This window comes from Gordonia paraffinivorans NBRC 108238 (assembly GCF_000344155.1).
In the GTDB taxonomy this organism is placed as follows: Bacteria; Actinomycetota; Actinomycetes; order Mycobacteriales; family Mycobacteriaceae; genus Gordonia; species Gordonia paraffinivorans.
Map to the genome: position 1 here is coordinate 12,760 of NZ_BAOQ01000021.1, position 25,684 is coordinate 38,443.

Annotated in this window: 21 protein-coding genes and 1 riboswitch; of the genes, 11 read left to right on the forward strand and 10 right to left on the reverse strand. The window is 70.2% G+C overall.

The features are described from left to right. Positions 1–141: 141 nt before the first annotated feature. The 3 genes from GP2_RS10730 to GP2_RS10740 all read right to left on the reverse strand — a co-directional run bounded on the left by GP2_RS10730 (position 142) and on the right by GP2_RS10740 (position 5,455). Positions 142–540 (reverse strand): PIN domain-containing protein, encoded by a 399-nt coding sequence (locus GP2_RS10730; protein WP_051997204.1) that lies wholly within the window; start codon positions 538–540, stop codon positions 142–144. A 42-nt stretch (positions 541–582) separates the two neighbouring features. Then, positions 583–2,007 carry an FAD-binding oxidoreductase gene (locus tag GP2_RS10735; protein ID WP_006900532.1) on the reverse strand — a complete coding sequence of 475 codons (1,425 nt, stop codon included), beginning with the start codon at positions 2,005–2,007 and terminating at the stop codon, positions 583–585. A 196-nt stretch (positions 2,008–2,203) separates the two neighbouring features. Then, positions 2,204–5,455, reverse strand: a complete 3,252-nt coding sequence (locus tag GP2_RS10740; protein WP_006900533.1) for an ATP-binding protein — start codon at positions 5,453–5,455, stop codon at positions 2,204–2,206. Between the two features lie 114 nt (positions 5,456–5,569). Between GP2_RS10740 and GP2_RS10745 the strand changes: the two genes are divergently transcribed. Both GP2_RS10745 and GP2_RS10750 read left to right on the forward strand, forming a co-directional pair. Further along, positions 5,570–5,926 carry a VOC family protein gene (locus GP2_RS10745; RefSeq protein WP_006900534.1) on the forward strand — a complete coding sequence of 119 codons (357 nt, stop codon included), beginning with the start codon at positions 5,570–5,572 and terminating at the stop codon, positions 5,924–5,926. Positions 5,927–5,940: 14 nt separating this feature from the next. Continuing rightward, positions 5,941–6,519: a mismatch-specific DNA-glycosylase gene (locus GP2_RS10750; RefSeq protein ID WP_006900535.1), complete on the forward strand. Its 579-nt coding sequence runs from the start codon at positions 5,941–5,943 to the stop codon at positions 6,517–6,519. Here GP2_RS10750 and GP2_RS10755 read toward each other — a convergent pair. From GP2_RS10755 to GP2_RS10770, 4 genes are read right to left on the reverse strand one after another with little or no spacing between them, the layout of a single operon-like run. After that, positions 6,500–6,796: a DUF503 domain-containing protein gene (locus tag GP2_RS10755; RefSeq protein WP_006900536.1), complete on the reverse strand. Its 297-nt coding sequence runs from the start codon at positions 6,794–6,796 to the stop codon at positions 6,500–6,502. The two genes, GP2_RS10750 and GP2_RS10755, sit on opposite strands and share 20 nt — an antisense overlap. 7 nt (positions 6,797–6,803) lie before the next feature. After that, positions 6,804–7,634, reverse strand: coding sequence for a polyphosphate kinase 2 (gene ppk2, locus GP2_RS10760; RefSeq protein WP_006900537.1), 831 nt, complete (start codon positions 7,632–7,634; stop codon positions 6,804–6,806). Positions 7,635–7,661: 27 nt separating this feature from the next. Further along, positions 7,662–8,645 carry a malate dehydrogenase gene (locus GP2_RS10765; protein WP_006900538.1) on the reverse strand — a complete coding sequence of 328 codons (984 nt, stop codon included), beginning with the start codon at positions 8,643–8,645 and terminating at the stop codon, positions 7,662–7,664. Beyond that, positions 8,642–9,130, reverse strand: coding sequence for an META domain-containing protein (locus GP2_RS10770; RefSeq protein ID WP_006900539.1), 489 nt, complete (start codon positions 9,128–9,130; stop codon positions 8,642–8,644). Before GP2_RS10770 ends, GP2_RS10765 begins: the two co-directional genes overlap by 4 nt. Positions 9,131–9,187: 57 nt before the next feature. Here GP2_RS10770 and GP2_RS10775 point away from each other — a divergent pair, with 57 nt between their 5' ends. After that, positions 9,188–10,387, forward strand: coding sequence for a hypothetical protein (locus tag GP2_RS10775; RefSeq protein ID WP_006900540.1), 1,200 nt, complete (start codon positions 9,188–9,190; stop codon positions 10,385–10,387). Positions 10,388–10,457: 70 nt separating this feature from the next. Here GP2_RS10775 and GP2_RS10780 read toward each other — a convergent pair whose 3' ends face one another. Next, positions 10,458–12,005, reverse strand: coding sequence for a hypothetical protein (locus GP2_RS10780; RefSeq protein ID WP_006900541.1), 1,548 nt, complete (start codon positions 12,003–12,005; stop codon positions 10,458–10,460). Positions 12,006–12,205: 200 nt separating this feature from the next. On the opposite strand from GP2_RS10780, the gene secA2 reads away from it, so the two are divergent. The 8 genes from secA2 to gcvP all read left to right on the forward strand — a co-directional run bounded on the left by secA2 (position 12,206) and on the right by gcvP (position 21,969). Next, on the forward strand, positions 12,206–14,599 hold the full coding sequence (secA2, locus tag GP2_RS10785; RefSeq protein WP_006900542.1) for an accessory Sec system translocase SecA2: 2,394 nt from the start codon (positions 12,206–12,208) through the stop codon (positions 14,597–14,599). Next, a complete protein-coding gene (locus GP2_RS10790; RefSeq protein WP_006900543.1) occupies positions 14,596–15,225 on the forward strand; it encodes a CDP-alcohol phosphatidyltransferase family protein in 630 nt (209 codons plus the stop codon). Before secA2 ends, GP2_RS10790 begins: the two co-directional genes overlap by 4 nt. A 22-nt stretch (positions 15,226–15,247) precedes the next feature. Further along, positions 15,248–15,652, forward strand: a complete 405-nt coding sequence (gene gcvH, locus GP2_RS10795; RefSeq protein WP_006900544.1) for a glycine cleavage system protein GcvH — start codon at positions 15,248–15,250, stop codon at positions 15,650–15,652. A 350-nt stretch (positions 15,653–16,002) separates the two neighbouring features. Further along, entirely contained in the window at positions 16,003–16,455 is a 453-nt protein-coding gene (gene garA, locus GP2_RS10800) for a glycogen accumulation regulator GarA (protein WP_006900545.1), read from the forward strand. A gap of 41 nt (positions 16,456–16,496) precedes the next feature. Further along, positions 16,497–17,183 carry a transcriptional regulator FtsR gene (gene ftsR / locus GP2_RS10805; RefSeq protein ID WP_006900546.1) on the forward strand — a complete coding sequence of 229 codons (687 nt, stop codon included), beginning with the start codon at positions 16,497–16,499 and terminating at the stop codon, positions 17,181–17,183. Between the two features lie 150 nt (positions 17,184–17,333). Beyond that, positions 17,334–17,846, forward strand: a complete 513-nt coding sequence (locus GP2_RS10810; protein ID WP_006900547.1) for a bifunctional nuclease family protein — start codon at positions 17,334–17,336, stop codon at positions 17,844–17,846. A gap of 255 nt (positions 17,847–18,101) precedes the next feature. Beyond that, the gene (locus GP2_RS10815; protein WP_006900548.1) at positions 18,102–18,740 is read left to right on the forward strand and encodes a MerR family transcriptional regulator; all 639 of its coding nucleotides are present in this window, start codon (positions 18,102–18,104) and stop codon (positions 18,738–18,740) included. Between the two features lie 93 nt (positions 18,741–18,833). Continuing rightward, positions 18,834–18,927: riboswitch (glycine riboswitch) on the forward strand. A 171-nt stretch (positions 18,928–19,098) separates the two neighbouring features. Then, the gene (gene gcvP, locus GP2_RS10820) at positions 19,099–21,969 is read left to right on the forward strand and encodes an aminomethyl-transferring glycine dehydrogenase (protein ID WP_006900549.1); all 2,871 of its coding nucleotides are present in this window, start codon (positions 19,099–19,101) and stop codon (positions 21,967–21,969) included. A 97-nt stretch (positions 21,970–22,066) separates the two neighbouring features. Here the strand turns inward: gcvP and GP2_RS10825 are convergent, their stop codons facing one another. Next, a complete protein-coding gene (locus tag GP2_RS10825; protein WP_040526795.1) occupies positions 22,067–23,299 on the reverse strand; it encodes a hypothetical protein in 1,233 nt (410 codons plus the stop codon). Between the two features lie 139 nt (positions 23,300–23,438). After that, entirely contained in the window at positions 23,439–25,631 is a 2,193-nt protein-coding gene (locus GP2_RS10830; RefSeq protein WP_006900551.1) for a malate synthase G, read from the reverse strand. Positions 25,632–25,684: the final 53 nt, after the last annotated feature.

Sequence of the window (25,684 nt, forward strand, 5' to 3'; positions counted from 1 at the left end):
GGCTTCCTCTCGGACGGTGTTGTCGCAAGAGGATTATCATCGCGATCCGCCATCGGGCGTGACCGCTCGGGAAAACCGGTCCGGGATCTTCCTCGCCCGGGCGGGTTTCGGCCGGCGCGGGACCGGTCGGCGCGGGACCGGTCAGCGCGGGATCGCCGAGGGGCCGAGGACCTCCGCCCCCAGCTCGGTCACCCGGGCACGCAGACCGCGATCGGCGGTCACGACGACCCGTCGCCGATCCGGCCGTGCGCGCACCTCGTCGACAATGGCGTCGTCACCTGACCCGGGCGCCTCGACGACCTCGACGTTCCCGGAGGAGCGGACGCCGCGGGCCCTGCCCTCGACGACCAGGACGATCTCCAGCGGCCCCGGCAGCGAGTCGAGACCCGTCACGGCCAGGGGTTCGAGACAATCCCGCAACCGCTCCGCGGCGCCCCGACGATCGCGCCACCACCCGTCCGGGACCGAACCGACGACGTTCGCCGCGTCCACGATGAGCACGGGGGCGAGGGGAGTGGGTTGGTCGCTCACAACTGACATCAGCCCACAACGCGGCGGGTGACGCAACCGTGCGACGACCGCTCACACGATGTCGCCGCGGCTGAACCGCCTCGACGGGTCGACGGCGGCCTTGATCCCGGCCAGACGCCGCCGGTTCTCGGCGCCGAACGCGGCGTAGGCGCGAGCCGCACGCTCGGGGCCGGAGACGAGGTTGAGGTAGGCGGCACCGGTCACGAAGGGGGCCAACTCCTGTCGCGTGACGCGCAGAGCGGACTCGACGGCGAGTGCGACCTGGGGATCGGGGACAGCGGCGATCAGTTCGAGGAGGAACTCACCGGACCGCGCGCGGTCGTTGGCGGCCGTCGCCGCGGCACGGGCGACGGCGCCGCCGGCGTGGCGGATCTCCCCGACGACGAGCGGCGCGGACCCGGCGGCGGGCCGGACCCGGCGGGCGATGACGTCGATCGCGTCGTCGGGCAGGTCCTCGAACCACTCCGTGGTGACCAGGTGCGGCATCGGCTCCACCGGGTCCATGCTGATCGCGTCGGCGTCGGTGAACGGCCGCTCGTCCCACATGTCGATCAGCGGGGTCCTCCACTCACGCCACTCGTCGACGAGGCGTCGGCCCGCGTCGACGTCTCCCGACCAACAGCCCCGCACCACGGCGAAGCTGCCGCCGCGCAACGGCTCCGGCACGTCGTCGGTGGGCGGGAGGTTGAGGATCGCGACCGCCGACGTCAACTCCTCGGGTCGCGTGGGCGCCCAGTCGCGGAACCGGGCGAAGATCTCCTCGGCGTCGTCGACGGGGTAGAAGAGGTTGCCCGCATACACCGTCGACACCTCCACGAGGCCGATCTCCATCGCGGTGACGACCCCCAGGCTCCCGGCGCCGGCGCCCCTCAGCGCCCAGAACAGTTCGGGGGAGCTCGAATCGGTGATCCGGCGTGGGGTGCCGTCCGGGGTGACGAGATCGAAGGAACGGACCGCGTCCGACGCCAGCCCGAAGCGACGCCCGAGCCAGCCGAACCCGCCGCCGAGCGTGTAGCCGACCGCACCGACACCGCTCGACGAGCCCATCAGCGGCGCCAGGCCGAACGGGGCCGCGGCGGTGAGAACGGTCTTCCAGGTGGCGCCCGCGGAGATCCGGGCGGTCCGGGCGATCGGGTCGACGGTGACCCCGTCGAGCCGGGAGGTGTTGACGAGCAGGCCGCCGTCGATCGGCACGCCGGTGCCGTGACCGGTCGCCTGCACGGTGACCCGCAGGCCCTCCTCGGCGGCGAACCGGACGGCCTCCACGACGTCGAAGGGATTCTCCGGGAGGGCGACCACGGCGGGCCGGTGCGTGACCATCCGGTTGAAGCCGGCGCACGCCTCGCGGTAGCCGGGGTCGCCGGGACCGAACACCTCGCCGGCGATGCGCGCGCGCAACTGCGCGAGTACAGAACTGCGGGTCCGGACGGTCAGGTTCTCGGGCCCGCCGGTCGGGGAGGCAGGGGTTGCGGTCATGCAGGGCGTCCTCTGGTGTCTGCCGGCGTGGATGCCGGGGCCGGGTCGGTGACACCGGGCGGCAGGACCCTCCCGGTGTGCCGATCAGCCTGTCCGAGGACTCTTGACGACGACTTGGGGCAGGCTTGGGCCTGCGGCTCTCCTACCCACACGGCCTACCCGCACCGCCTATCCGCTCACCCGCGCCCGTCGGGGATCAACCCGACGACAGCCCCCACTCGTCGGCGAGCGCGTCGACCCGTTGCACGAGCGCCTGCGCGTCCTGGTCGAGGGCCGTCCGACGGGCACGGGCCAGGGTGTCGGCGACCACCCCGGGGGTGCGGCCGCCGACGTACTCGTACCGGGCGCGCACCAGCATGCGATGGGCGTCCCCGTAGCGCTCCCCGGTCCGCGCGGCCAGGTCGTCGGCCCGGTCGAGGAGTGCGGCGGCGCCGGTCAGCTCGCCGGCGGCGATGAGGACCTCGGCGTGGAGGCCGAGCCAGAAACCCTCTCCGGTGCGCTGCCGGACGTGACCGGCGCTGCTGTCCTCCCCGGCGTCGCCCCCGCTGCGGTCGTCCCCGTTGCGCTCGACGGCCTCGAGCTGGTCGATACGGGTCAGGGCGTCGTCGACGTCGCCGGTCATCGCCCGTGCCCACCAGTACATGCGCTCGCCGCTGCGGCGCAGGTAGGCGAGCGGGCCGGGCCGGTCGGAGTCGATGATCTGCCCGGCCTCCAGAGCCCACCGGGCGTCGCCGATCATCGCCGCCGCCCCCACCGCGAAGATTGCCGTACCCAGGCGCGACCGCGGATCCCCGAGAGTGTCGGCGAGCGTGCCGAACAGGGACCGTCCGGCGTCTCGGCCGAGATGGATCGTGGTCGCCCAGGCGCGGTATCCGCGCGCCATCGCCAGCTGGTCGTCGCGCAGGCCCGGCACGGGCTCGATGGGGGCGTACCGGTCGAGGATGCGGTACGCCGCGCCGAAGTCTCCGCGGCTGAACTCGTCGAAGCCCGCTATCTGCATGCCCAGATGCACGACCACCGGATCGTCGGACCGTTCCGCCCGTGCCCTCAGCTCGGTGGCGAGCCGATGCCCGGTGTCGGTGTCGGAGACCTGGATGTGCGCGGCACAGCGGGCGTAGTCGAGGTCGGCGAGCAACCGGGTGTCACCGAGAGCCGACGCAAGGGAACGTGCACGCTCCCGCAGATCGGCCTCCACGGCGAAGTAGCCGTGCGCCGACACCTCGCTCGCGTGCTGGGCGGCGATCGCCCGCAACTCGGCCTCCTGGTCTCCGGTGGCCCGCGCCAGCGTCGCAGCGTCACCGAGATGACGGCTCGCGCCGTCGAAATCGTAGGTGCGCAGGGCGATGTCGCCGGCGGCCAGCAGCGCCTCGATGGTCCGTTCGCGATCGGCCAGCGGACCTGCGGACCAGAGATGTCGCGCCATGCGGGTGACCGCGTGCGGTGAGGTGTTCGACGCGAGCGCGTCGGCGATCGCCAGGTGGATGCGTCGGGCGCGCGTCGACGGTATGCCGTCGGCGATGGCCTCGCGGATGATGTCGTGGCTGAAGCTGAAGCCGAACGGGTCCTCGGGACCGAGGTCGACGACGCCCGCGGTCGCTGCCGAATCGAGCAGCTCGAGTGCCTCGTCGACGGCTGTCCCGGCGGCCGACGCCAGCAGGACGAGGTCCACGCGCGTGCCGATGAGCGCCGCGACGTCGAGGAGTTCGGACGTCTGCGGCGACATGCCGAGGAGACGCTGCCGGACGACGTCCCGGACTCCTGACGGGACCGCGTTGGCGGCGATCGACCCCTGTGCGGCCAGGATGCGTGCGAGCTCCCGGACGAAGAACGCGTTGCCGCCGGTGCGCCGCTCGATCGACGAGACGGTGGCGACCTCGGGCCACTGCAGGGTCTCGCGGCGGATCAGCTCGGAGATGTCGTCGCCGCCGAGCGGGCCGACCGTGAGACGCCGGTGTTCGGGCAGCCGAGCGAGCCGGGCGAGTGTCGACGCGACGATCCGCCGGTGGACGGGGGTGCGCACCGACGCGAAGAACGTGACTCCGGGCGTCCGTCGGGATGCCATGTGCGCGAACAGTTCCAGGGATGCCCCGTCGGCCCACTGCAGGTCGTCGAGGACGATGATCAGCTTGTGGCGCCCGGCCACCCCGTCCAGCAGGTCCGCGGCCTGGTCGTAGAACTGGAAACGCGCTGCGGCGTCGGGCATCTGGCGCGGCGGCGGGATGACGTTGACGCCCTCGGTCACCATGCGCCCGAGCGGGCTGTCGAGCAGGTGCTCGCGGTCGGCGGGATCGAGGCGGGGGAGGACCGCGCCGAGGATCTGGACCCACGGCCACATCGACGGCGCGGCGGGATCGTCGACGCAGCGCCCCCACAGCACGAACAGGTCCGCGGCCCCGGCCGCTCGCCGCCCGGCCTCGTCGATCAGCGCGGTCTTGCCCGCCCCGGGCTCGCCCTCGACGATCACCACACCGCCGGGACCGGTCATCGAGGCGAGCACCGACCGGTGCAGGGCGGCGAGCTCGTCGACCCTGCCGACGAGCGCGGGCCCGTCGTCGGGCTTGGCGCCGAGCGGCCCGGTGGAGCCCGCGTCGGAGTCGGCCCCGGGTCCGTCGCCGGTGCCCGCCGACGACGGGCCGCCGTCCCGGCCGACCCTCGCCGTGTCGCGGGGCGCGGCCGGCGCGTCGAGATGCGCGGCCTGGTCGAGGATGTCGCGTTCGAGGTCGCGCAGTCGTGGGCCCGGATCGACCCCGATCTCCTCGGCGAGGATCCGGCGTGCGTTCGCGATGGCCCCGAGCGCGTCGGACTGCCGGCCGACGCGGTAGAGCGCCGTGGCCAGCAGGACCCACAGCCCCTCGTCGAGCGGGGATTGCCCGACGGCACTTTCGAGTTCGGTGACCAGCAGCCGATGGTCGCCGGCGGCCATCCGCGCCTCGAACGACAGCTCGCGGGCGGCGCCGACCATGCGATCGAGACGGTCGGCGGCCTCGTCCCGGAAGGCGAGACCCTCGAACTCGGGGAGCAGCGGGCGATAGGAGTCGAGGACGTTCTGCAGGAGCGGCGCGGCCGCCGCGGTGTCGCCCTCCTGCATCAGGGTTCGCGCCGAGGCGACATCCGCGGACAGGCGCCGGAGATCGACCTGCTCGGGTGTGGTCGGCAGGCTGTAACCGGTGCCGTGGGTCAGCAGCACCGTACACGGGCTGCGCGGCCGACGATCGGGTTCGAGAGCCTTGCGCAACCCGGAGATGTAGGACTGCAACGACACCTCGGCCCGTTCGGGCGGCGCGTCGGCCCAGATGCCCTCGATCAGCCGGTCGGCACGCAACGGAGCGCCCTCGGCGAGCAGGAGCTGCGCGAGGGTGGCCCGCTGCTTGCGGGTGCCGAGTTCGACGGGTTCCGAACCGATCTGGGCCCCGAGACCGCCGAGCAGCGTGTAGGACAATCCGCGCATCAGCGTGAGTATAGTGGGCGTCGCCACACAGCGGGACGGACTGCGAAACCGGCTGCGGCGTCCGTGGCACGGGTTCCGGCCCCACCGCCGGCGGCCCGGCGATAGGTTGTTTCCATGGCTCTTACAGTGGGAATGGTCTCGATCGACTCCACCGACCCGGTTCCGCTGGCCCGGTGGTGGGCCGAACAGCTCGGGGGAAACATCATTCAGGAGAACGGCGGGTTCTTCGTCGTCGTCTCGCTCGGCGAGGCGGCACCGAGGCTCGGTTTCCAGAAGGTCGGCGACCCGACACCGGGCAAGAACCGCATCCACCTGGACCTGACCGCCGACGACGTCGAGGCGGAGGTCGATCGGCTCGTCGCGGCCGGGGCCACGAGGGTCGCCGAGCACGAGATGCCCGGCTTCTCCTGGGTGACCCTGGCCGACCCCGACGGCAACCAGTTCTGCGTGGCGCCGGGACACGAGGGCTGAGACGGCCCGCGCGGATGGGGTTCACGAAGGAGGAGCTGCTCGCCCACCGGGACCGCACGGTCGACGACCTCATCGGCGACGACTGCCGCCTGCTGTTTGTCGGGATCAACCCGGGCCTGTGGACGGCGGCGACCGGGGCGCATTTCGCCCGGCCGGGTAACCGCTTTTACCCGGCCCTGGCCCGCGCGGGCATCGTCGACCGCGTGATCGATGCGTCGCAGGGGATGTCGCCGGAGGACGCCGCGATGCTGACCGCGCGGAGCGTCGGCATCACCAACGTCGTGCCGAGGGCCACCGCGACCGCGGCGGAGTTGACCGCCGAGGAACTGCGCGAAGGCGGACGGCGACTGCGCGAACGCGTGGCGCGGGTGCGCCCGCGCGTCGTCGCGGTCGCCGGGATCACCGCCTACCGAACGGCATTCGGGCGCCGCGACGCGGTGCCCGGTCGTCAGGAGGAGACGTGGGACGGGGCCGAGCTCTGGGTCGTGGCGAATCCGAGCGGACTCAACGCGCACGAGACCGTCGACTCGCTCGCCGTGGCGTATCGGCAGGCGGCGGTCGCCGCCGGCGTGGTCACAGATCGTCGGCGCTGATGATGCGCCGGCGGGCCGAGAGCAGCTCCACCTCGGGGTGATCGGCGGCGGTCCGCTCGATCGCGTCGAGCAGGTCCACCACGTGTCCGCGATCGGCGGCGACCACGCTCACGCCGATCGAGGCGCGCCGATGGACGTCGAGGTGTCCGACCTCGGCCACCGAGACCTGGTGGCGGCGCCGGATGTCGGCGACGATCGGCCGGACGACCGATCGCTTCTGCTTCAGCGAGTGGACGTCACCGAGCCGGTAGTCGAACTCGCAGAACCCGATCCACATCCGATCCTCAGTGGTCGGTGCGGATCAGCGTCGCGACGTGGTCCGGGACGTACTTCGACAGCTCGCGCGCCGGACGCTGATAGTTGCCGGACTCGATCGGACGCTTGGGCAGTTTCACCTTCGGCCGCGGCACCTCGTGGTACTCGATGCTGTCGAGGAAGTGCGCGATCATGTTGAGGCGGGCGTGCTTCTTCACGTCGGATTCGACGACGTACCAAGGACTCTGGGGCGTGTCGGTGTGCACCATCATCTCGTCCTTGGCGCGCGAGTAGTCCTCCCAGCGGTACACCGACTCGAGATCCATCGGGCTCAGCTTCCACTGGCGCACCGGGTCCTCCATGCGGGCGCGAAACCGCCGCAGTTGTTCCTCCACCGAGACCGAGAACCAGTACTTGCGCACGATGATCCCGTCGTCGATCAGCATCTGCTCGAAGATCGGGGTCTGCCGCAGGAACCGGGTGTGCTCCTCGGGGGTGCAGAAGCCCATGACCTTCTCGACTCCGGCACGGTTGTACCAGGAACGGTCGAACAGCACGATCTCGCCGGGAGCGGGCAGATGCGCGACATAGCGCTGGTAGTACCACTGTCCGCGTTCGCGCTCGGTCGGGACCGGCAGCGCCGCGACCCGCACGACGCGGGGACTCAGATACTGGGTGATGCGCTTGATCGTCCCGCCCTTGCCGGCCGCGTCCCGGCCCTCGAAGACCACCACGATGCGGGCGCCGGTCGCGCGCACCCACTCCTGGAGCTTGACCAGCTCGGTCTGCAGGCGGAACAACTCCGCCTCGTAGACCTTGTTGGGGATCTTCCCGTGCCTGCCCTTGTCCTTCTTGGCCATGGTGGGAAGCCTACGGTCCGAAGGCGCTCAGCGGTTGAAGGCCGCGTCCCGCTCGGCCTGCAATTCTGCGACGGATGCGTCGATGCGGGCACGCGAGAACTCGTTGATCTCGAGTCCCTCCACGATCTCCCAGCGGCCGTCGACCGACCGGACCGGGAAGCTGCTGACCAGGCCCTCGGGGATACCGTAGGCGCCCGTGGACGACAGTGCCGCCGAGGTCCACTCGTCTGTCGGGGTGCCCAGCACCCAGTCGCGGACGTGGTCGATCGTCGCGTTGGCCGCCGACGCGGCCGACGACGCCCCGCGGGCCTCCAGGATGGCGGTGCCGCGCTTGGCGACGGTCGGGATGAAGTCGTCGACGAGCCACTCGCGGTCGGCCGCGTACTCCGCGCCGCTGCGACGACCGACCCGGGCGTGGAAGATGTCGGGATACTGGGTCGCCGAATGGTTGCCCCAGATCGTCACCCGGCTGATCTCGCCGACGTCGACGTTGGCGCGGTGGGCGAGTTGGGCGACGGCGCGGTTGTGGTCGAGCCGGGTCAGCGCGGTGAACCGCTCCGCCGGGACGTCGGGGGCGTGCGCGGCGGCGACCGCGGCATTGGTGTTGGCGGGATTTCCCACCACGATCACCCGGATGTCGTCGGCGGCGACCTCGTTGATCACCTCGCCCTGCGAGGCGAAGATGCTCGAGTTGGCCGCGAGCAGGTCCGCCCGCTCCATGCCCTTCGTGCGCGGTCGCGCTCCGATCAGGAGACCGAAGTTCGCGCCGTCGAACGCCTTGCGGGGGTCGTCGAGGACCTCGACGGACTTGAGCAGGCCGAAGGCGCCGTCGTCGAGTTCCATGGCCGTGCCCACGGCCGCGGGGATCGCCTGCGGGAGTTCGAGCAGGCGGAGGGCGACCGGTTGATCGGGCCCGAGCATCTCGCCCGCCGCGATGCGGAAGACACTGGCGTAACCGATGCTGCCTGCCGCTCCGGTCACGGTGACGACAGCGGGTGCTGGGCTGCTCATGAGTACTTCTCCGTCAAGAGCACCTGGGCGTCGGGGCCGACCAGGACGAGCGCCTGACCGACCGAGTACCAGGTGAGGGGTTCGGACGTGAACGAGGTGATCCAGTCGTCGGCCTGTGCACGCGGGCCGGGGCAGGCCATCATCGTCGATGCCAGGGCGCCCAGGCGGAGCAACGGTCCGTCGACCTGCAGCTCGCCGATGTGCCGGTTGCAGCCGGCGGTCAGGGAGATGCGATTGGCGGCCGGGAAGCTCACCTGCAACGGTCCTCCGCCGGGGATCTGCGCGCCGTTCACGACGGTCGACGTGTAGGACCTGCCGACGAAGTGCGGGTCGGCGGGGGCCGCCCGGCCCGGGGCGCCGTTCACGGCACCGACGACAGCGGCCGCGAACAGCGCGCTGACCAGTGCGACAGTGCGTAAGCTGATGCGACGTCCACGGGTTGGGTAGCGGCGGTGTGACGACTGAGCGCGATCCCCGAGACTCACGTCCACCACGGTAGCCGACCGGACGGGCGAAGCGATATGCCGAACGGAGGTGGGGCTGTGGTCTCGATTACATGTCGGACCGAGTATCTGACGGGTCGGCACCACAACTCTGCGGCCGCGGCCGGGTTGCTGACGGTGACAGCGCTCGTGGCACTCGTCGGCCTGCGCGTCGTCGGCGTCGGCGGGATGACGACCGCCGCGGTGGTCGCGGGGCTGCTCGGATGCTCGATGGCGATCGCCGCCCACGGTCGGCTCGGCCGGCGCGGCGCGGTGTTGCTGACCGTCGACGACGAGACCGTCTACTTCGGGGACGAGCGGCGTGAACTGGTCTCGTATCCGCTGGAGTCGCTGCGGTCGTTCGCGGTCGGGGGGCCGGCCGACGTGACCTCGGCGTCGACCGGTCGGTCGCACCACCTCACCGTCTTCGGCCAGAAGTACCTCGCGCTCACCTTCGCGCGCGACGTCCCGAAGGTGGGCTCGCACGTCGACGACGATCTCGACACCGACCGGTGGCGCGTCGCGATCGTCGAGGGGGACCCGGCCGTGACGGCGATCGTCGATCGGCTCCGGGCCCACGCCCCGGAGCGGGTGTCGACGCGCAAGCAGGCGGCGGCCGCGGATGTCGCCCGTTCCACGGTGAGCGTCTCGGTGGGCTCGGCCCCCGAACCGGAGGACGACGGACCGTTGCCCGGGGGCGAGCCGGACGTGGACCTGCGCCGCCCGCGCATCGCCGACGCCGGCACCGAGGAGGCCGCGCGGCGCCTGTGGGAGGAGTCCGTCCGCCGCCACGACGAGATCCTGCGTGCCTACGCCGGCTACGAACTCGATTCGGCCATGCTGCTGCGGTACCCGGCGGTCACCGACGTGACCGTCGAGCAGACGCAGGACTTCCACCACGCCCTCGACGAGGCGGGCGCGTTGCGCACCGACGCCTACCCGGGCGACCGCGGGATCGCCGACGCCTACCAGCAGTCCGTCCGCCGGCTGCGTCGAGCATGGATCGCGTGCGAGAAGCACGGTCGGCGTGTCGGCACCGGCTATCTGGACCCGGCCGACCGGAACTCGCTGGACACCGCGCTGAAGCTGTACAACCACGCCGCGGCCAGCAGCACGCCGACCGAGCAGGCCTCCTACTACGGACGCGTCCGCGACATCGTCTCCACCATGACCGATCGAGGGGTTCTGCACCCGCCGCAGGCCGCGCTGTCCGAGCTGGAGAACGTGACCAGGCGCGCGCTGGAGGCGGGTCCGGCATAGCCGACACCGGCCGCTGCGGGCTCGGGTCCACTCGGCACGGTCCGTGTCCGCCTCAGTAGTGCGCGGGCTTTCAGTAGTGCGCAGGCTTGATGAACCGTCCGTCGAGGGTGTACATGCCCTTCGACGCGTCGACCCGGGCCATCTCGATGCGGATGACGTGGTCGGCGTCGGTCGTCGGGACATCGGTGACGTCGATGGTGACCGCGTTGCGGTCGTACGCCGGGATCGAGCCGCGTCGCATCGAGTCGTCGCGGATGCGATCGAACAGTTGCGGCGACAGCGCGTCGAACGCGAACCCGTGGTCGTTGCGGAAGCGACCGGTGGTCGTGCTGATCTCGGGGAACCTGCCCGGCGCGACCACGATCTGGCCCGTCCGGTCGGGCGTGGTGTACCGGAACAGCACGCCGCCGCTGTTCTGGATGCTGCTGGCGCTGATGATGGGGGTGTTGTCGGCGATGCCGCGCAGCACGAAGCCGTCGAGAACGGGGGCGTTCGGCGCGATGCGCGCGGCGGCGAGCGCCTCGCGCCCCACCGCGAACGCGACCGCGAAGTCGCCCGGATCGAAGAATTTGGCGACCGTGCCGTCGGTGTGGGCCTGGATGTCCACGTCTCGGATGAACGCGTCCCCCGGATCGAGGGTGCCGGTCAGCGTCACCGGGGCGTTCGCCTGCGGGCGCTGGATGGACAGGCGCTCCAGCGTTGCCTCCGGGAGCATGCCGGCCACCTCCGGCACCATCGCCCCGGCGATCTCGCCGAGTGACGTCGGGTCGATCTCCGCGGCGTCGAAGGTCTTGTCCGCGCGGTCCAGGTTCGGCACCGCCGAGGAGTTGGAGCCGCCGCTGTAGACGTTGATGCTCGTGGCGCGTCCGTTCGACGGGTCGAAGACGACCGCCTGGTCGGAACCCGATCCGAGACTGTAGTTGAGCCGCAACACGTTTCGCACCGCCGACGGCCCCTCGTACTCGACGATCGCGTCGAGCAGGCGCTGGTGGCGGGCGGCGAGCGAGGCCGGCGCGGCGTCGTCGCCCCCGCCGACGCCGCCGACCACCGAGTCGATGGACGGAAACGACGGCAGTGAGACCTCCCAGTTCTCCGCGACGCCGAAGAGCAGCGCGCAGGTCGACAGGAACGTCACCGCGGGATAGATCACCGCCCAGCGGCCGGGATGGTCGTCGAACCGCGGGGTGGCCGACGGGTCGCGGGGCGGCACCTGCGCCGGGCCGAGCGTCGTGCGCGGGTTCGACGACAGGGCCTCGAAATGCCCCTTGCCCATGGCGGTCAGCCACCGCGCGCGATAGGACGTGTCGTTGGGCAGGTGGATGGTCGCCGAGACCATCGTCGGCTGCAGGTCCTCGGCGGTGAGGCTGCTGCGGGTGAGGGCCTCCACGTCGGCCTGCGGTGCGTCGCGGGTCACCCCTCGGCGGAACTCGGGCAGTTCCGACACCCGCGACGGGCGTGGGCTGATCAGGAGTCCGACGAAGACGAGCGGGACGCCGACGACCAGGGCCACCCACCAGGCGTTGAACGCTCCGAGACCGATCCCGGTCGCGATGACGAGGCCGGCCGCCACGGCCCGCACGAACCGCATCCTGCGTCTGGACTCGGGCGTCGCGGGCATCGGCCGTCCTCGGGGTCGGTGACACCGTCCGGTGCCGGGAGGCGAAGGTAGGTCGAGATCTGCGGGAAAATCGGTGGACTGATCATAATGTCGCCGACCCCGCTCTACCAGGGTCCGCGTACCGTTGTTGCTGACCTGACGGCCCGCGGGGCCCGTCGGGTCGGGTAGTTGGCCGGTAAACGATCAGGAGAAGTGTTTCGGTGGGAAAGCTGACCAACAGCATGTGGCGACTTCTGGGCGCCCAGTCGACTCGTAACCAGTCGAAGTCGCTGGCGTTGATCAAGGAGGCCGGCAACCACACCGACTGGGCCGCGGATCTGGCCGACGACGCCTTCGTCACCGAGGCCGAGAAGCTCGACATCGGTGCCCGGCCCGGTGACCGCGCCAAGTTCCTCGCCCTGGTCCGCGAGGCCGCCGACCGCTCGATCGGGCTGCGCCCCTTCGACGTCCAGCTGCAGGGCGCGCTGCGCCTGCTCGAGGGCGACATCGTCGAGATGGCGACCGGTGAGGGCAAGACGCTCGCCGGCGCGATCGCCGCGATCGGCTACGTGCTGCAGGGGCACCAGGTGCACGTCATCTCCGTCAACGACTACCTCGCCGGCCGCGACGCCGAGTGGATGGGGCCGCTGTTCGAGGTCTTCGGCATCGCGGTCCACGCGCTGTCGGAGAACTCCAGCCGCGACGAGCGCCGCGCGGCCTACGCCGGCGACGTCACCTATGCGTCGGTCAACGAGATCGGCTTCGACGTCCTGCGCGACCAGCTCGCGCTGTCCGAGGACGACCTCGTCTCCCCGAAGCCCGATGTCGCGATCATCGACGAGGCCGACTCCGTGCTGGTCGACGAGGCGCTCGTGCCGCTCGTGCTCGCCGGTTCCACCGAGACCGAGGTGCCCGACCAGGCCATCCACGACGTCGTGTCGCGGATGAAGAAGAAGCACTACGAGATCGACCCCGAGGGGCGCAATGTCACCCTCACCGACGAGGGTGCGGCCTTCGTCGAGGAGGAGCTCGGCGGCATCAACCTCTACAGCGAGGAACACGTCGGCACCACCCTGGTGCACCTCAACGTCGCCATGCACGCCCACTTCCTGCTCGAGCGCGACATCCACTACATCGTCCGCGACGGCGGCGTGCACCTGATCAACGCCTCCCGCGGGCGGGTGGCGCAGCTGCAACGGTGGCCCGACGGCGTGCAGGCGGCCGTCGAGCTCAAGGAGGGGCTCGCGCAGACCGACTCCGGCGAGGTCATCGACACCATCACCGTCCAGGCGCTGATCGGCCGCTACCCGAAGGTGTGCGGCATGACCGGCACCGCCCTGCCGGCCGGCGAGCAGTTCCGCCAGTTCTACGACCTGCGGATCTCGCAGATCCCGCCGAACACCCCGAACGGCCGCACCGACCTGCCCGACCGCGTCTACGACACCAAGGCCAACAAGGTCGAGGCGATCGTCGAGTACGTGAAGTCCGTGCACGAGACCGGCCAGCCGGTCCTCATCGGCACCCACGACGTCGCCGAGTCCGAGGAGCTGGCCTACTTCCTCGACAAGGCGGGCGTGAAGTCGGTCGTGCTCAACGCGAAGAACGACGCCGAGGAGGCGAAGATCATCGCCGAGGCCGGCAAGAAGGGCGCGGTCACCGTTTCCACCCAGATGGCCGGACGCGGCACCGACATCCGCCTCGGCGGCTCCGCCGACGACCCGAAGGCGCGCGAGGAGGTCGTCGAGCTCGGCGGCCTCTGCGTCGTCGGCACCGGTCGATACGACACCGCACGCCTCGACGATCAGCTGCGCGGCCGGGCCGGGCGCCAGGGCGACCCCGGCACCTCGGTGTTCTTCTCCAGCCTCGAGGACCCGCTCGTCACCAAGAACATGGCGTTCAAGCGCGACCCGGTCTCGCCCAACGAGGACGGCTCGATGGGCAGCAAGGGCATCGACCTGATCGAGCAGGCCCAGCGCATCGCCGAGGGCGTCCGCCTCGAGCTGCACGCCAACACCTGGCGCTACAACAAGCTCGTCAACCAGCAGCGCGAGATCGTCGTCGAGCGACGGATGAAGATCCTCACGACCGACCTGGCGCTGGAGGAGCTCGCCGAGCTCGAACCCGAGCGGTACGCCGAGCTGACCGGCGAGAAGAGCCCGGCGAAGGTCGACGCGGAAGCGGGGGAGAAGTCCTCTGATTCGGTGGACGACGCCGCAGCCGAAGCGACGACGACCGATGTCGCGCCGGTGCCGCGCGAGGTCCTGTCGCAGGCCGCCCGCGAGATCATGCTGTACCACCTCGACCGCGCCTGGGCCGACCATCTCGCCTTCGTCGCCGACGCCCGCTCGAGCATCCACCTGCGGGCACTCGGCAAGGAGAGCCCGCTCGACGAGTTCCACCGGATGATCGTCTCCGAGTTCACCGATCTGCCCGGCGAGGCGCTGGAGAACGCGCGCAAGACGTTCCGGGAGGCCAAGATCACCGCCGACGGCGTCGACCTCGACACCGCCGACATGCACCGGTCGACGACGACCTGGACCTACATGGTCCACGACAACCTCTTCGCCTCGGGCGGGGCGAAGACGCTGCAGGGCATCATCGGGATCTTCCGGTGACCGATCAGGAGGCGGCCGCCGGGCCGGCTCCCGACCGGATCGTCACCGTCCCCAACGCGCTGAGCGTGCTGCGCCTCGTCCTCGTCCCGGTCTTCGTCTGGTTGCTCCTGGTCGAGAAGGCCGACGGGTGGGCGTTCGCGATCCTGTTCTTCTCGGGTGTCTCCGACTGGGCCGACGGCAAGCTGGCCCGGCTGCTGAACCAGTCGTCGCGGATCGGCGCGCTGCTCGATCCGCTGGCCGACCGGCTCTACATCGTCATCATCCCGGTGGCGTTCGGCCTCCGCGAGTTCATCCCGTGGTGGCTCATCGGCGTCATCATCGGCCGCGACGTGCTGTTGTTCGCTACCGCGCCGCTGCTGAAGACCCGGGGCGTGCTCGCCCTGCCGGTGCTCTACATCGGCAAGGCCGCCACGTTCGCGCTGATGAGCGCGTTCCCGTGGTTGCTCGCCGGACAACTCGATTCGATCGTGGGAACCATCGCCTACCCGGTCGGATGGGCGTTCCTCATCTGGGGTGTGGGCCTGTACCTGTGGTCTTTCGTCCTGTACTGGTATCAGACCGTGCTCGTGATCCGACACATGCCGCCACGTCGTGCAGCGCACACCCCGGCAGACAGTAGAGTCTGATCCGAAGACGAAAGGGGCCTCCGTGACCGACAGCAAAGTGCCAGACACCCTGCGCTACACCGCAGAGCACGAGTGGATCGAGAAGATCGGGCCGACCACCGTGCGGGTGGGCATCACCGACTTCGCGCAGGACGCGCTCGGCGACGTGGTGTTCGTGCAGCTGCCCGACACCGGGGCCGAGGTGACCTCCGGCGAGTCCTTCGCCGAGGTCGAGTCGACCAAGAGTGTCTCCGACATCTACGGTCCCGTGGCGGGTACGGTCAGTGCGGTCAACGACGCACTCGACGCGTCGCCCGAACTGGTCAACTCCGACCCGTACGGCGAGGGTTGGCTGGTGGAGATCGAGGTCTCCGACGAGGCGTCTCTCGACGAGCAGTTGGGAGCCGTCCTGGACGCCGCGGGTTACCGCGCCGTCATCGAAGGGTAGGTCTCACGCCGTGGCCACCTGGTGGCCCTGATCGACCCGGCTGATCGCCCCGGTGACGATATGATCGACGTTGCCGGAGTCGACTCGCTCGCCGGTGCGATCGGTGTGACCGGTACGGTTACGGCATAGGCAACGAGGCGTGACGTGAGAGACCGTTCTCGCGGATCACGCACCGGGATCTACCCGTCCGCACTGTCATGTAGATTCGACCGGCCGACTCGGTGAGAGCCGACGCCGACCCGACGCGCACGTGGTCGGGGACGCCGACACGGTGGCCGGGAGAGTGCGGTTGGCCGACCAGTGCGACTGCGCACTGACAGTGCGTTTGCACTGACGACGACGAAGGAGAAGTGGTGAGCGATAACGACAGGGACTTCGAGGCGCCGGTGGAGACCACCTCGGTGTTCCGGGAGGAGTTCATCAATGAACTCGATTCCGGAACGAGCACCTCGAGTGAGCCGGCCGACACGGGAGTCGAGCGACTCGCTCCCGGGACCGCGCTGCTTGTCGTGAAGCGGGGACCCAACGCGGGATCGCGGTTCCTCCTCGACCAGCCGACGACCTCTGCGGGTCGTCATCCCGACAGCGACATCTTCCTCGACGACGTGACCGTCAGTCGTCGTCACGCCGAATTCCGCCTCGGCGACAACGAGTTCCAGGTCGTCGACGTGGGCAGCCTGAACGGCACCTACGTCAACCGTGAGCCCGTCGACACCGCCACGCTGTCCAACGGCGACGAGGTCCAGATCGGAAAGTTCCGTCTGGTCTTCCTGAGCGGTCCGCGCGACGAAGCAGACGCCTGACAGCCGTGACGGCGTCTGCGGCCCCTCGCGGCGAAGGATCGATGTCGATCGGCGCGGTCCTCGCCCGGTTGCGGGATGATTTTCCCGACATCACGATCTCGAAGATCCGATTCCTGGAGTCGGAGGGTCTGGTGACCCCGGAGCGGGCGCCGTCCGGCTATCGCCGTTTCAGCGAGGCCGATTGTGAGCGACTGCGCTTCGTGCTGACCGCCCAGCGGGATCGCTATCTCCCGCTGAAGGTGATCAAGGAGCAGCTCGACGCGATCGACAAGGGCGAGGGCGGTTTCGGCACCGGGGGCACGGTGGCGCTGTCCACCGCCCGCGGCGCCGTCGCCCCGGCGACCGATTTCGGTTCCCGCGGCGGCCGCGTCTCGCGGGAGCAGCTCATCGAGCGGACGGGCGTCGACTCGGCGTTCGTGACCGAGCTGCAGCGCAACGGCCTCCTCAGCGCGGGGCCGGCGGGCTTCTTCGACGAGGACGCCGTCCGGCTCGTCGAAGCCGCTGCGGCACTGGCGAGTTACGGGCTCGAGACTCGGCATCTCCGTGCGTTCAAGGTGTCCGCGGACCGCGAGGCGGGCCTGGTCGCCCAGATCGCCAGCCCGATCGCCAAGGGCAAGGGGACCGGTGCGCGCGACCGTGCCGAGGAACTGGTCCGCGAGATCGCCGCGCTGTCGGTGACCCTGCACACCCAGCTGGTCAAGGCCGCCGTCCGCGACGTGCTGGACTGACCTGCCCCGCTGATCCCTCTCGGCGGATCCACCCACCGAGCTGCGAATACGTGACCGACCCGCCGCGCGTCGGCCGTCGCTGCGGTCCGGACCGGTGTAGCGTCGAGATCATCACATCGATCGCCGTACAAGGCGTCTGGGAGGTGCGAGATGAGCGAGATGCGTGTGGTGGGCATCAGGGTCGAGCCCCCGCAGAGCCAGCCGGTGCTCCTGCTCCGCGAGGTCGACGGTGAGCGATACCTGCCGATCTGGATCGGGCAGAGCGAGGCGGCGTCGATCGCCTTGCGGCAGAAGGGGATCGAGCCCCCGCGGCCGTTGACCCATGACCTGATCGTCAACCTGATCCGAGAGTTCGGCCAGACCCTTGTCGAGGTCCGGATCGTCGACATGCAAGAGGGCACCTTCTACGCGGAGATGGTCTTCGCCGGCGACCTGCGCGTCTCGGCGCGTCCGTCGGACTCGATCGCGGTCGCCATGCGCGCCGGGGTCCCGATCATCGCCGACGAGGAGGTTCTCGCCGAGGCGGGCCTCCTCATCCCCGAAGAGGAACCCGACGAGGCCGGGGCGGAGGCGACCGCCGAATCCGCCGAGGACGAGGTCGAGAAGTTCAAGGAATTCCTCGACAACGTCTCGCCCGACGACTTCAAGGCCAGCGGCGCCTGACCCCGGAGCCTTCGGTCACGGATCGGCAACCAGAAGGTCACCGAAGGTCTCAATCTCAACTTGAGGTTGAGATATGGGCGCGTCGCGTTGATCGGCCCTCCGCGTCGGCATAGCGTCATCCACGACATCGCGCTCCACCACCGGGCCGATGAAGATGATGATCGGGTGACCCGGCCGGGCCTGGACCGCGTACTGTGGACGTGGATGTCAGGCACGTGACGCGCATCCGGTCCGAGCTTTGCGAGGGAGTCTGAAGTGGGCGATCGTCCGGTCGACAGCGAAGTGACGTCGAACGACCCGTCGGCTGATCATCCGACCGAGCGTCCTGCGGCACCGGTCCAGGGGAGCCTCGAGGACATCGAGCCGGGCCTGTTCCCAGACGACACCGTCCCCGACGAACTGATCGGCTACCGCGTGCCGAGCGCCTGCCAGATCGCCGGCATCACCTACCGTCAGCTCGACTACTGGGCCCGCACCGGACTGGTGGTCCCGTCGATCCGCGGCGCCGCGGGTTCGGGCAGCCAGCGTCTCTACTCCTTCAAGGACATCCTCGTCCTCAAGATCGTCAAGCGCCTGCTCGACACCGGCATCTCGCTGCAGAACATCCGCGTCGCGGTGGACCACCTCCGCAAGCGCGGCGTCGAGGACCTCGCCAGGATCACCCTGTTCTCCGACGGCACCACCGTCTACGAGTGCACCTCCGCCGAAGAGGTCGTCGACCTCCTGCAGGGCGGCCAGGGCGTGTTCGGAATCGCCGTCAGCGGAGCGATGCGGGAACTGACCGGCACCATCGCCGACTTCCCGGGTGAACGGGCCGACGGCGGCGTGAGCGAGGCGGCGCCCGAGGACGAACTGGCCGCCCGCCGCAAGAACCGCGCCCGCCGCACCGGATAGCCACGTGCGGGTCGGCCCGCACGTGATCCTCATGACTCTCGCCGCGTCACCGGTCCCATCGGGCCGGTGACCTGCGTACACTGGCACGCGCGTCGCTACGCCACGGGAGAGAGCCGCCTCACGGCGGCCGCCGAAGGAGCAACACCTCTCCGCCAAACTCTCAGGCACCCGGGACCGTGGTGGTGACGACGTCTCTGGAAAGTGACGAACCGTTCGTCCGCCCACGGTGAAAGGTCGCCACGCGAGGCCGCGCGGCAACCGAATCTCTCAGGCGTCTGCCGGCATCCGCCGGTGACATGACAGAGGGGGAGGCCCGCCCGCCGGCTCACGCAGCCGGCGCCTGCGAGAGGTGCCCTCCATGTCCTCAGCCGATCGGTCGCCCGCCCCCGCCGGCTTCGTGGACCGTCACATCGGTCCCGATCCCGAAGAACTGCAGCGCATGCTGTCGGTGATCGGGGTGTCCTCACTCGACGAGCTCGCGCACCGCGTCATCCCCGCGGTCATCGCCGACGAACTCGACTCGGACGTGCTCGGAGCGTTGCCCGAGCCGATCGGCGAGCGCGAGGTGCTCGACCGGCTGGCCGGACTCGCCGCGAAGAACTCGGTCAAGCGGTCGATGATCGGCCTCGGCTACTACGGCACCCACACGCCCGGCGTCATCCTGCGCAACGTGCTCGAGAACCCGGCCTGGTACACCGCGTACACGCCCTACCAGCCGGAGATCAGCCAGGGACGCCTCGAGGCGCTCCTCAACTTCCAGACCATGGTCGCCGACCTCACCGGCATGGAGGTGGCCAACGCGTCGATGCTCGACGAGGCCACCGCCGCCGCCGAGGCGATGACCCTCCTGCGCCGCGCGGGCAAGTCGAAGTCGCCGCGCGTCGTCGTCGACACCGACCTCTTCCCGCAGACCCACGCCGTCATCGAGACCCGGGCGGAGCCGCTCGGGATCGAGGTGGTCGAGGCGACCCTGGACCCGGCTGCGCCGGGGCACGGCCTGCCCGACGGCGAGTTCTTCGGCGTGATCGTCCAGGTGCCCGGCGCCTCGGGACGGATCGTCGACGTCGCGCCGATCATCGAGGCCGCGCACGAGCGCGGCGCACTGGTCGCGGTCGGTGCCGACCTGCTCGCACTCACCCTGATCACCCCGCCCGGTGAGCAGGGTGCCGACGCCTGCTTCGGCACCACGCAGCGGTTCGGGGTCCCGATGGGCTTCGGCGGGCCGCACGCCGGGTACCTCGCGGTCAACACCAAGCACACCCGTCAGCTGCCCGGACGCCTGGTGGGCGTCTCCAAGGATGCCGACGGCAACCTGGCGTACCGTCTCGCCCTGCAGACACGCGAGCAGCACATCCGGCGTGAGAAGGCCACCAGCAACATCTGCACCGCCCAGGTCCTGTTGGCCGTGATGGCGGCGATGTACGCCTCGTACCACGGTCCCGAGGGCCTGCGCGCGATCGCGCGCCGCACCCACGACGCCGCCGTGACACTCGCGAACTCCCTGGTCGCCGCCGGCCTCGCCGTCGCGCACGCGTCGTTCTTCGACACCGTGGAGGTCGCGGCGCCCGGCCGGGCCGACGAGATCGTCGCCGCGGCGCGGCAGGAGGGCGTCAACCTCCGCCGCGTCGACGCCGACACCGTCTCCATCGCCTGCGACGAGACCACCACCGACGCCGACGTCCGCACCGTGCTGGGGGCATTCGGCGTCGCCGACGTGGAACCGGCCGACTTCGCGCAGCCGATCGAGAACCGCACCAGCGAGTACCTGACGCACCCGGCGTTCAACCGCTACCGCACCGAGACCGCGATGCTGCGCTACCTGCGTGCGCTGTCGGACAAGGACATCGCGCTCGACCGCAGCATGATCCCGCTGGGCTCGTGCACGATGAAGCTCAACGCCACCACCGAGATGGAGCCCATCACCTGGCCGGGGTTCGCCGAACTGCACCCGTTCGCGCCGGCGGAGGACTCGATCGGGTTCCGCGAGCTGATCTCGACGCTGGAGGAGTGGCTGGTCGCGGTCACCGGCTACGACCGGATCAGCTTGCAGCCCAACGCCGGATCCCAGGGTGAGTTCGCCGGCCTGCTCGCGATTCGCGGTTACCACCGCAGCCGCGGCGAGCACGACCGCGACGTGTGCCTCATCCCGTCGAGCGCCCACGGAACCAACGCCGCGTCGGCGGTGATGGCCGGCATGCGCGTCGTCGTGGTCGGTTGCCGCGAGAACGGCGACGTCGACCTCGAGGACCTGCGCGCCAAGATCGAGGCGAACCCCGGTCGGATCGCGGCGATCATGATCACCTACCCGTCGACGCACGGCGTGTTCGAGCACGACATCGCCGAGATCTGCGCGGCCGTCCACGAGGCCGGCGGCCAGGTCTACGTCGACGGGGCGAACCTCAACGCGCTGGTGGGCGTCGCCCGCCCCGGCCACTTCGGCGGCGACGTCAGCCACCTGAACCTGCACAAGACCTTCTGCATCCCGCACGGCGGCGGCGGTCCCGGCGTGGGGCCGGTCGCGGTGCGCGAGCACCTGGCGCCGTTCCTGCCGGGCCATCCGCTCGCCGACGAGCTGCCGGGACCCGTGACCGTCTCCGCGGCGCCGTACGGTTCGGCGACCATCCTGCCGATCACCTACGCCTACATCGCGATGATGGGGGCCGACGGCCTACGGAAGGCGACCCTGTCGGCGATCACCGCCGCCAACTACGTCGCCAAGCGGCTCGGCGACCACTACCCGGTGCTGTACACCGGCGAGGGCGGGTTCGTCGCGCACGAGTGCATCCTCGACCTGCGCGCCATCACCAAGGAGACCGGCGTGACCGTCGACGACGTGGCGAAGCGTCTCGCGGACTACGGCTTCCACGCGCCGACGATGAGCTTCCCGGTGGCCGGCACCCTGATGGTCGAACCCACCGAGAGCGAGAACCTCGACGAGATCGACGCCTTCTGCGACGCCATGATCGCCATCCGCGAGGAGATCGACCGCGTCGGACGCGGTGAGTGGCCGGTGGACGATAACCCGCTGCGCGGCGCCCCGCACACCCCGGAGTGCCTGGTGGGCGAGTGGGACCACCCGTACTCGCGGGAGGTCGCGGTGTACCCGACGGGCCTGCCGTCGGCCGGTGGCCGCACCAAGGTGTGGCCGGCCGTGCGTCGCATCGACGGCGCGTACGGCGACCGCAACCTGGTGTGCAGCTGCGCGCCGATCGAGGCCTACAGCAGCTGACGAGCCCGGCAGCCTCATGACAGGCGCCCCTCGCCCGGTGTGTCGGGGTCGAGGGGCGCCTTCGTCGTCGCGGCTGTCTTCGCGGGCTCGGCGGGTCCTAGCCTCCGGCCCCCGACGGCGCCGGTGCTCCGGTCGGACCGGTGGGCGCGGCGGCGGTTCCGTACACGACGCGGTTGATCGCCACGATCGCGCCGTTCTCCGGGGTGGGCATCGGACTCGGGGTCCGCGGGAAGGCGACGGTCGCGGTCGGCTCCGGCAGCGGGGCGTCGCCGCGGAACCCGAGCTCGGTCAGCCGCTGCAGCTGATCGGGTTCGGAGGCGAAGGCGGTGAACTCCGACACCGCGTCGGCGGCGACGTCGCTGACCTGCTCGCCGGAGAGCCGGATGATCGGGTAGTCGGCGATCGGCGTCGGCCCTCCCGGCACCAGTTCGGCGAGGCGTGCCGTCGTGTCCGACTTGGTCATCTGGTAAAGCCGCTGTTCGGTGATCGGCACGACGTGGATTCGGGATCGCGCGGGATCGGGTGCGTCGGCGATGACCGTCGCCGCGCCCTGCGGCGTGCCGTCGGGCGAAACCGGCGCCCCCTCGAGCATCGCTCGCACGGTCGAGGTGACGCGCGGGGACTCGGCGTCGGCGGTGGTGAGTGGACCGGTCGTGCGGGTGACGCTGGTGGCGACCGCCTGGGCGGCGAGGGCACTGGCGTCCGACTGGGCGCCGACCGGCATCGCCATGCGCAGCGAGCCCCAACCCTGCAGGTCGAAGTCGGTCAGCGACGCGTCGCGCCGCTGCAGTGTCGGGACCGCAGACCAGTCGAGGCGGTCGCCGACGGCGCGCGCGAGGTCGGGGGAGACGGCGAGGACGACCGGGGTCGAGACCAGCGAGCGCGGGTTGCCCTCGATCAGACCCGGCTCGGCCGCGGCGAGGTCGGCCGACCACACCGACGACTGCGGGACCCACGCGGCCGGGTAGTCGCCCATCGACTCGGTCTCCCATGTGCCGGTGAGGCCGTCGAGGGTGATCTTCGCGTCACCCGGGCGGACCGCGATGGTGACGCAGTGATCGCGGATCACGGGTTTCGTCGCGGCGAACGCCTCGGCGATCGCGGTGAGGCCCGGGGCGATGTCCGGGTCGGCGATGATCGGCACGGTCGCCGGCCCCTCGACGCACTGCGCCGCGGCGTCGTCGGCCTGCCTGTCGATGGCGTCGCCGAGATCGAACCAGACGACCACGACGGCTGCGATCAGCACGGCCGACAGGAGGGCGGCCACGACTCCACGGCTGACGCCTCGGTTGCGGATGCTCTGCCCGCCGCCACTGCGATGATGTGCCAACGCCGTTGCCCTCCCTGCACTGGTGCGCAAAACAACACGCCGCGCCACGTCGCGTGTGGTGCGGCGCAGGGTACGACGATACGCCGTGCCGGACCACGAAGGTCCGGCACGGTCGTATCAGAGCGTGTCTTGCGGTCGGTCAGCCGGCCGGGTTGGCGGCCTTGAACTCGCGGCGACGGCGGTGCAGGATCGGCTCGGTGTAGCCGTTCGGCTGCTTGCCGCCCTCGAGGATGAGCTCCTTGGCCGCCTGGAAGGCGATGCTGGAGTCGAAGTCGGGCGCCATCGGACGGTACTTCGCGTCACCGGCGTTCTGGCGGTCGACGACCGGCGCCATCCGCTCGAGCGAGGCGACGATGTCGGCCTCGGAGACGATGCCGTGGCGCAGCCAGTTGGCCAGCAGCTGGCTGGAGATGCGCAGGGTGGCGCGGTCCTCCATCAGCGCGACGTCGTGGATGTCGGGCACCTTCGAGCAGCCGACGCCCTGATCGATCCAGCGGACGACGTAGCCCAGGATCGACTGGCAGTTGTTGTCGAGCTCTTCCTGCTTCTCCTCGTCGGACCAGTCGGTGTTCTTGGCCAGCGGGATGGTCAGGATGTCGTCGACCGAGGCCGGCTCGCGCTTGGCGATCTCGTCCTGACGCTCGAACACGTCGACGTAGTGGTAGTGCAGCGCATGCAGGGTCGCGGCGGTCGGCGACGGGACCCACGCGGTGGTGGCGCCGGACTTCGGGTGGCCGATCTTCTGCTCGAGCATGTCTGCCATCAGGTCGGGCATGGCCCACATGCCCTTGCCGATCTGGGCCTTGTGCTGCAGACCCGCGTGCAGGCCGGTGTCGACGTTGAAGTCCTCGTACGCCGCGATCCACTTCTGCTTCTTCATCTCGGCCTTGCGCACCATCGCGCCGGCCTCCATCGAGGTGTGGATCTCGTCGCCGGTGCGGTCGAGGAAGCCGGTGTTGATGAAGACCACGCGCTCGGAGGCGGCCTTGATGCAGGCCTTGAGGTTGACCGTGGTGCGGCGCTCCTCGTCCATGATGCCGACCTTGAGGGTGTTCTTCGGGAGTCCGAGGACCTGCTCGACACGGCCGAACAGCTCGACGGTGAAGGCGACCTCCTCGGGTCCGTGCATCTTCGGCTTCACGATGTAGATCGAGCCGGTGCGGGAGTTCTGCAGACCCTCGGTGCTGAGTCCGTGGATGCCGATCAGCGAGGTGACCAGGCCGTCGAGGATGCCCTCGGGGACCTCGTTGCCATCGGCGTCGAGGACCGCGTCGTTGGTCATCAGGTGGCCGACGTTGCGAACGAACAGCAGGGAGCGGCCGTGCAGCGCGAAGATCGAGCCGTCCGGAGCGGTGTACTCGCGGTCGCCGTTGAGCACGCGGGTGAAGGTCTTGCCGTTCTTGCTGACCTCTTCGGCCAGATCGCCCTTGTTGAGGCCCAGCCAGTTGCGGTACCCGACGACCTTGTCGTCGGCGTCGACCGCGGCGACCGAGTCCTCGAAGTCCATGATCGTGGTGATCGCGGACTCGACGACGACGTCCTTGATGCCGGCCGGGTCGGTCGAACCGATCGGCGAGGACGGGTCGATCTCGATGTCGAGGTGCAGGCCGTTGTGGCGCAGCAGCACGCTCGACGGCGCGGAGGCGTCGCCGCGGTAGCCGACAAAGGCCGACGGGTCGGCGAGCGTGGTGGTCGCGCCACCGTCGAGGGTCACCTGCAGGGCGCCGTCGACCACGGCGAAACCGCGGGCGTCGGTGTAGCTGCCGCCCTCGAGCGGGACGGCCTTGTCCAGGAAGTCCTTGGCGTAGGCGATGACCTTGTCGCCGCGGACCTTGTTGTACGACGAGCCCTTCTCGGCGCCGTCGGTCTCCGGGATGGCGTCGGTGCCGTACAGCGCGTCGTAGAGCGAACCCCAGCGGGCGTTCGCCGCGTTGAGCGCGAAGCGGGCGTTGAGGACGGGCACCACCAGCTGCGGACCGGCGGTCTCGGAGATCTCGCGGTCGACGTTGTCGGTGGTGATCTGGAAGTCGGCGGGGACCTCGGCGAGGTAGCCGATCTCGGTGAGGAAGGACTTGTAGGCGTCGAAGTCCGCGGTGCCAGGGGTGAGGTCGGCGCCCTTGTGGTCACGGTGCCAGGCATCGATCTTGGCCTGCAGCTCGTCGCGAACCCTCAGCAGCTCGCGGTTGCGCGGCGCGAGGTCGGCGATCACCGATGCCGCACCGGACCAGAAGGCGTCGGCCTCTACACCGGTGCCGGGCAGCGCCTCGTTGTTGATGAAGTCGTACAGGACGGAAGCGACCTGCAACCCGTTGACGGTGATCCGGTCCGACATGATTGCCTTTCTCGAGCGAATGAAGACGCCCCTATGCTACTAGCCGGTAAGAC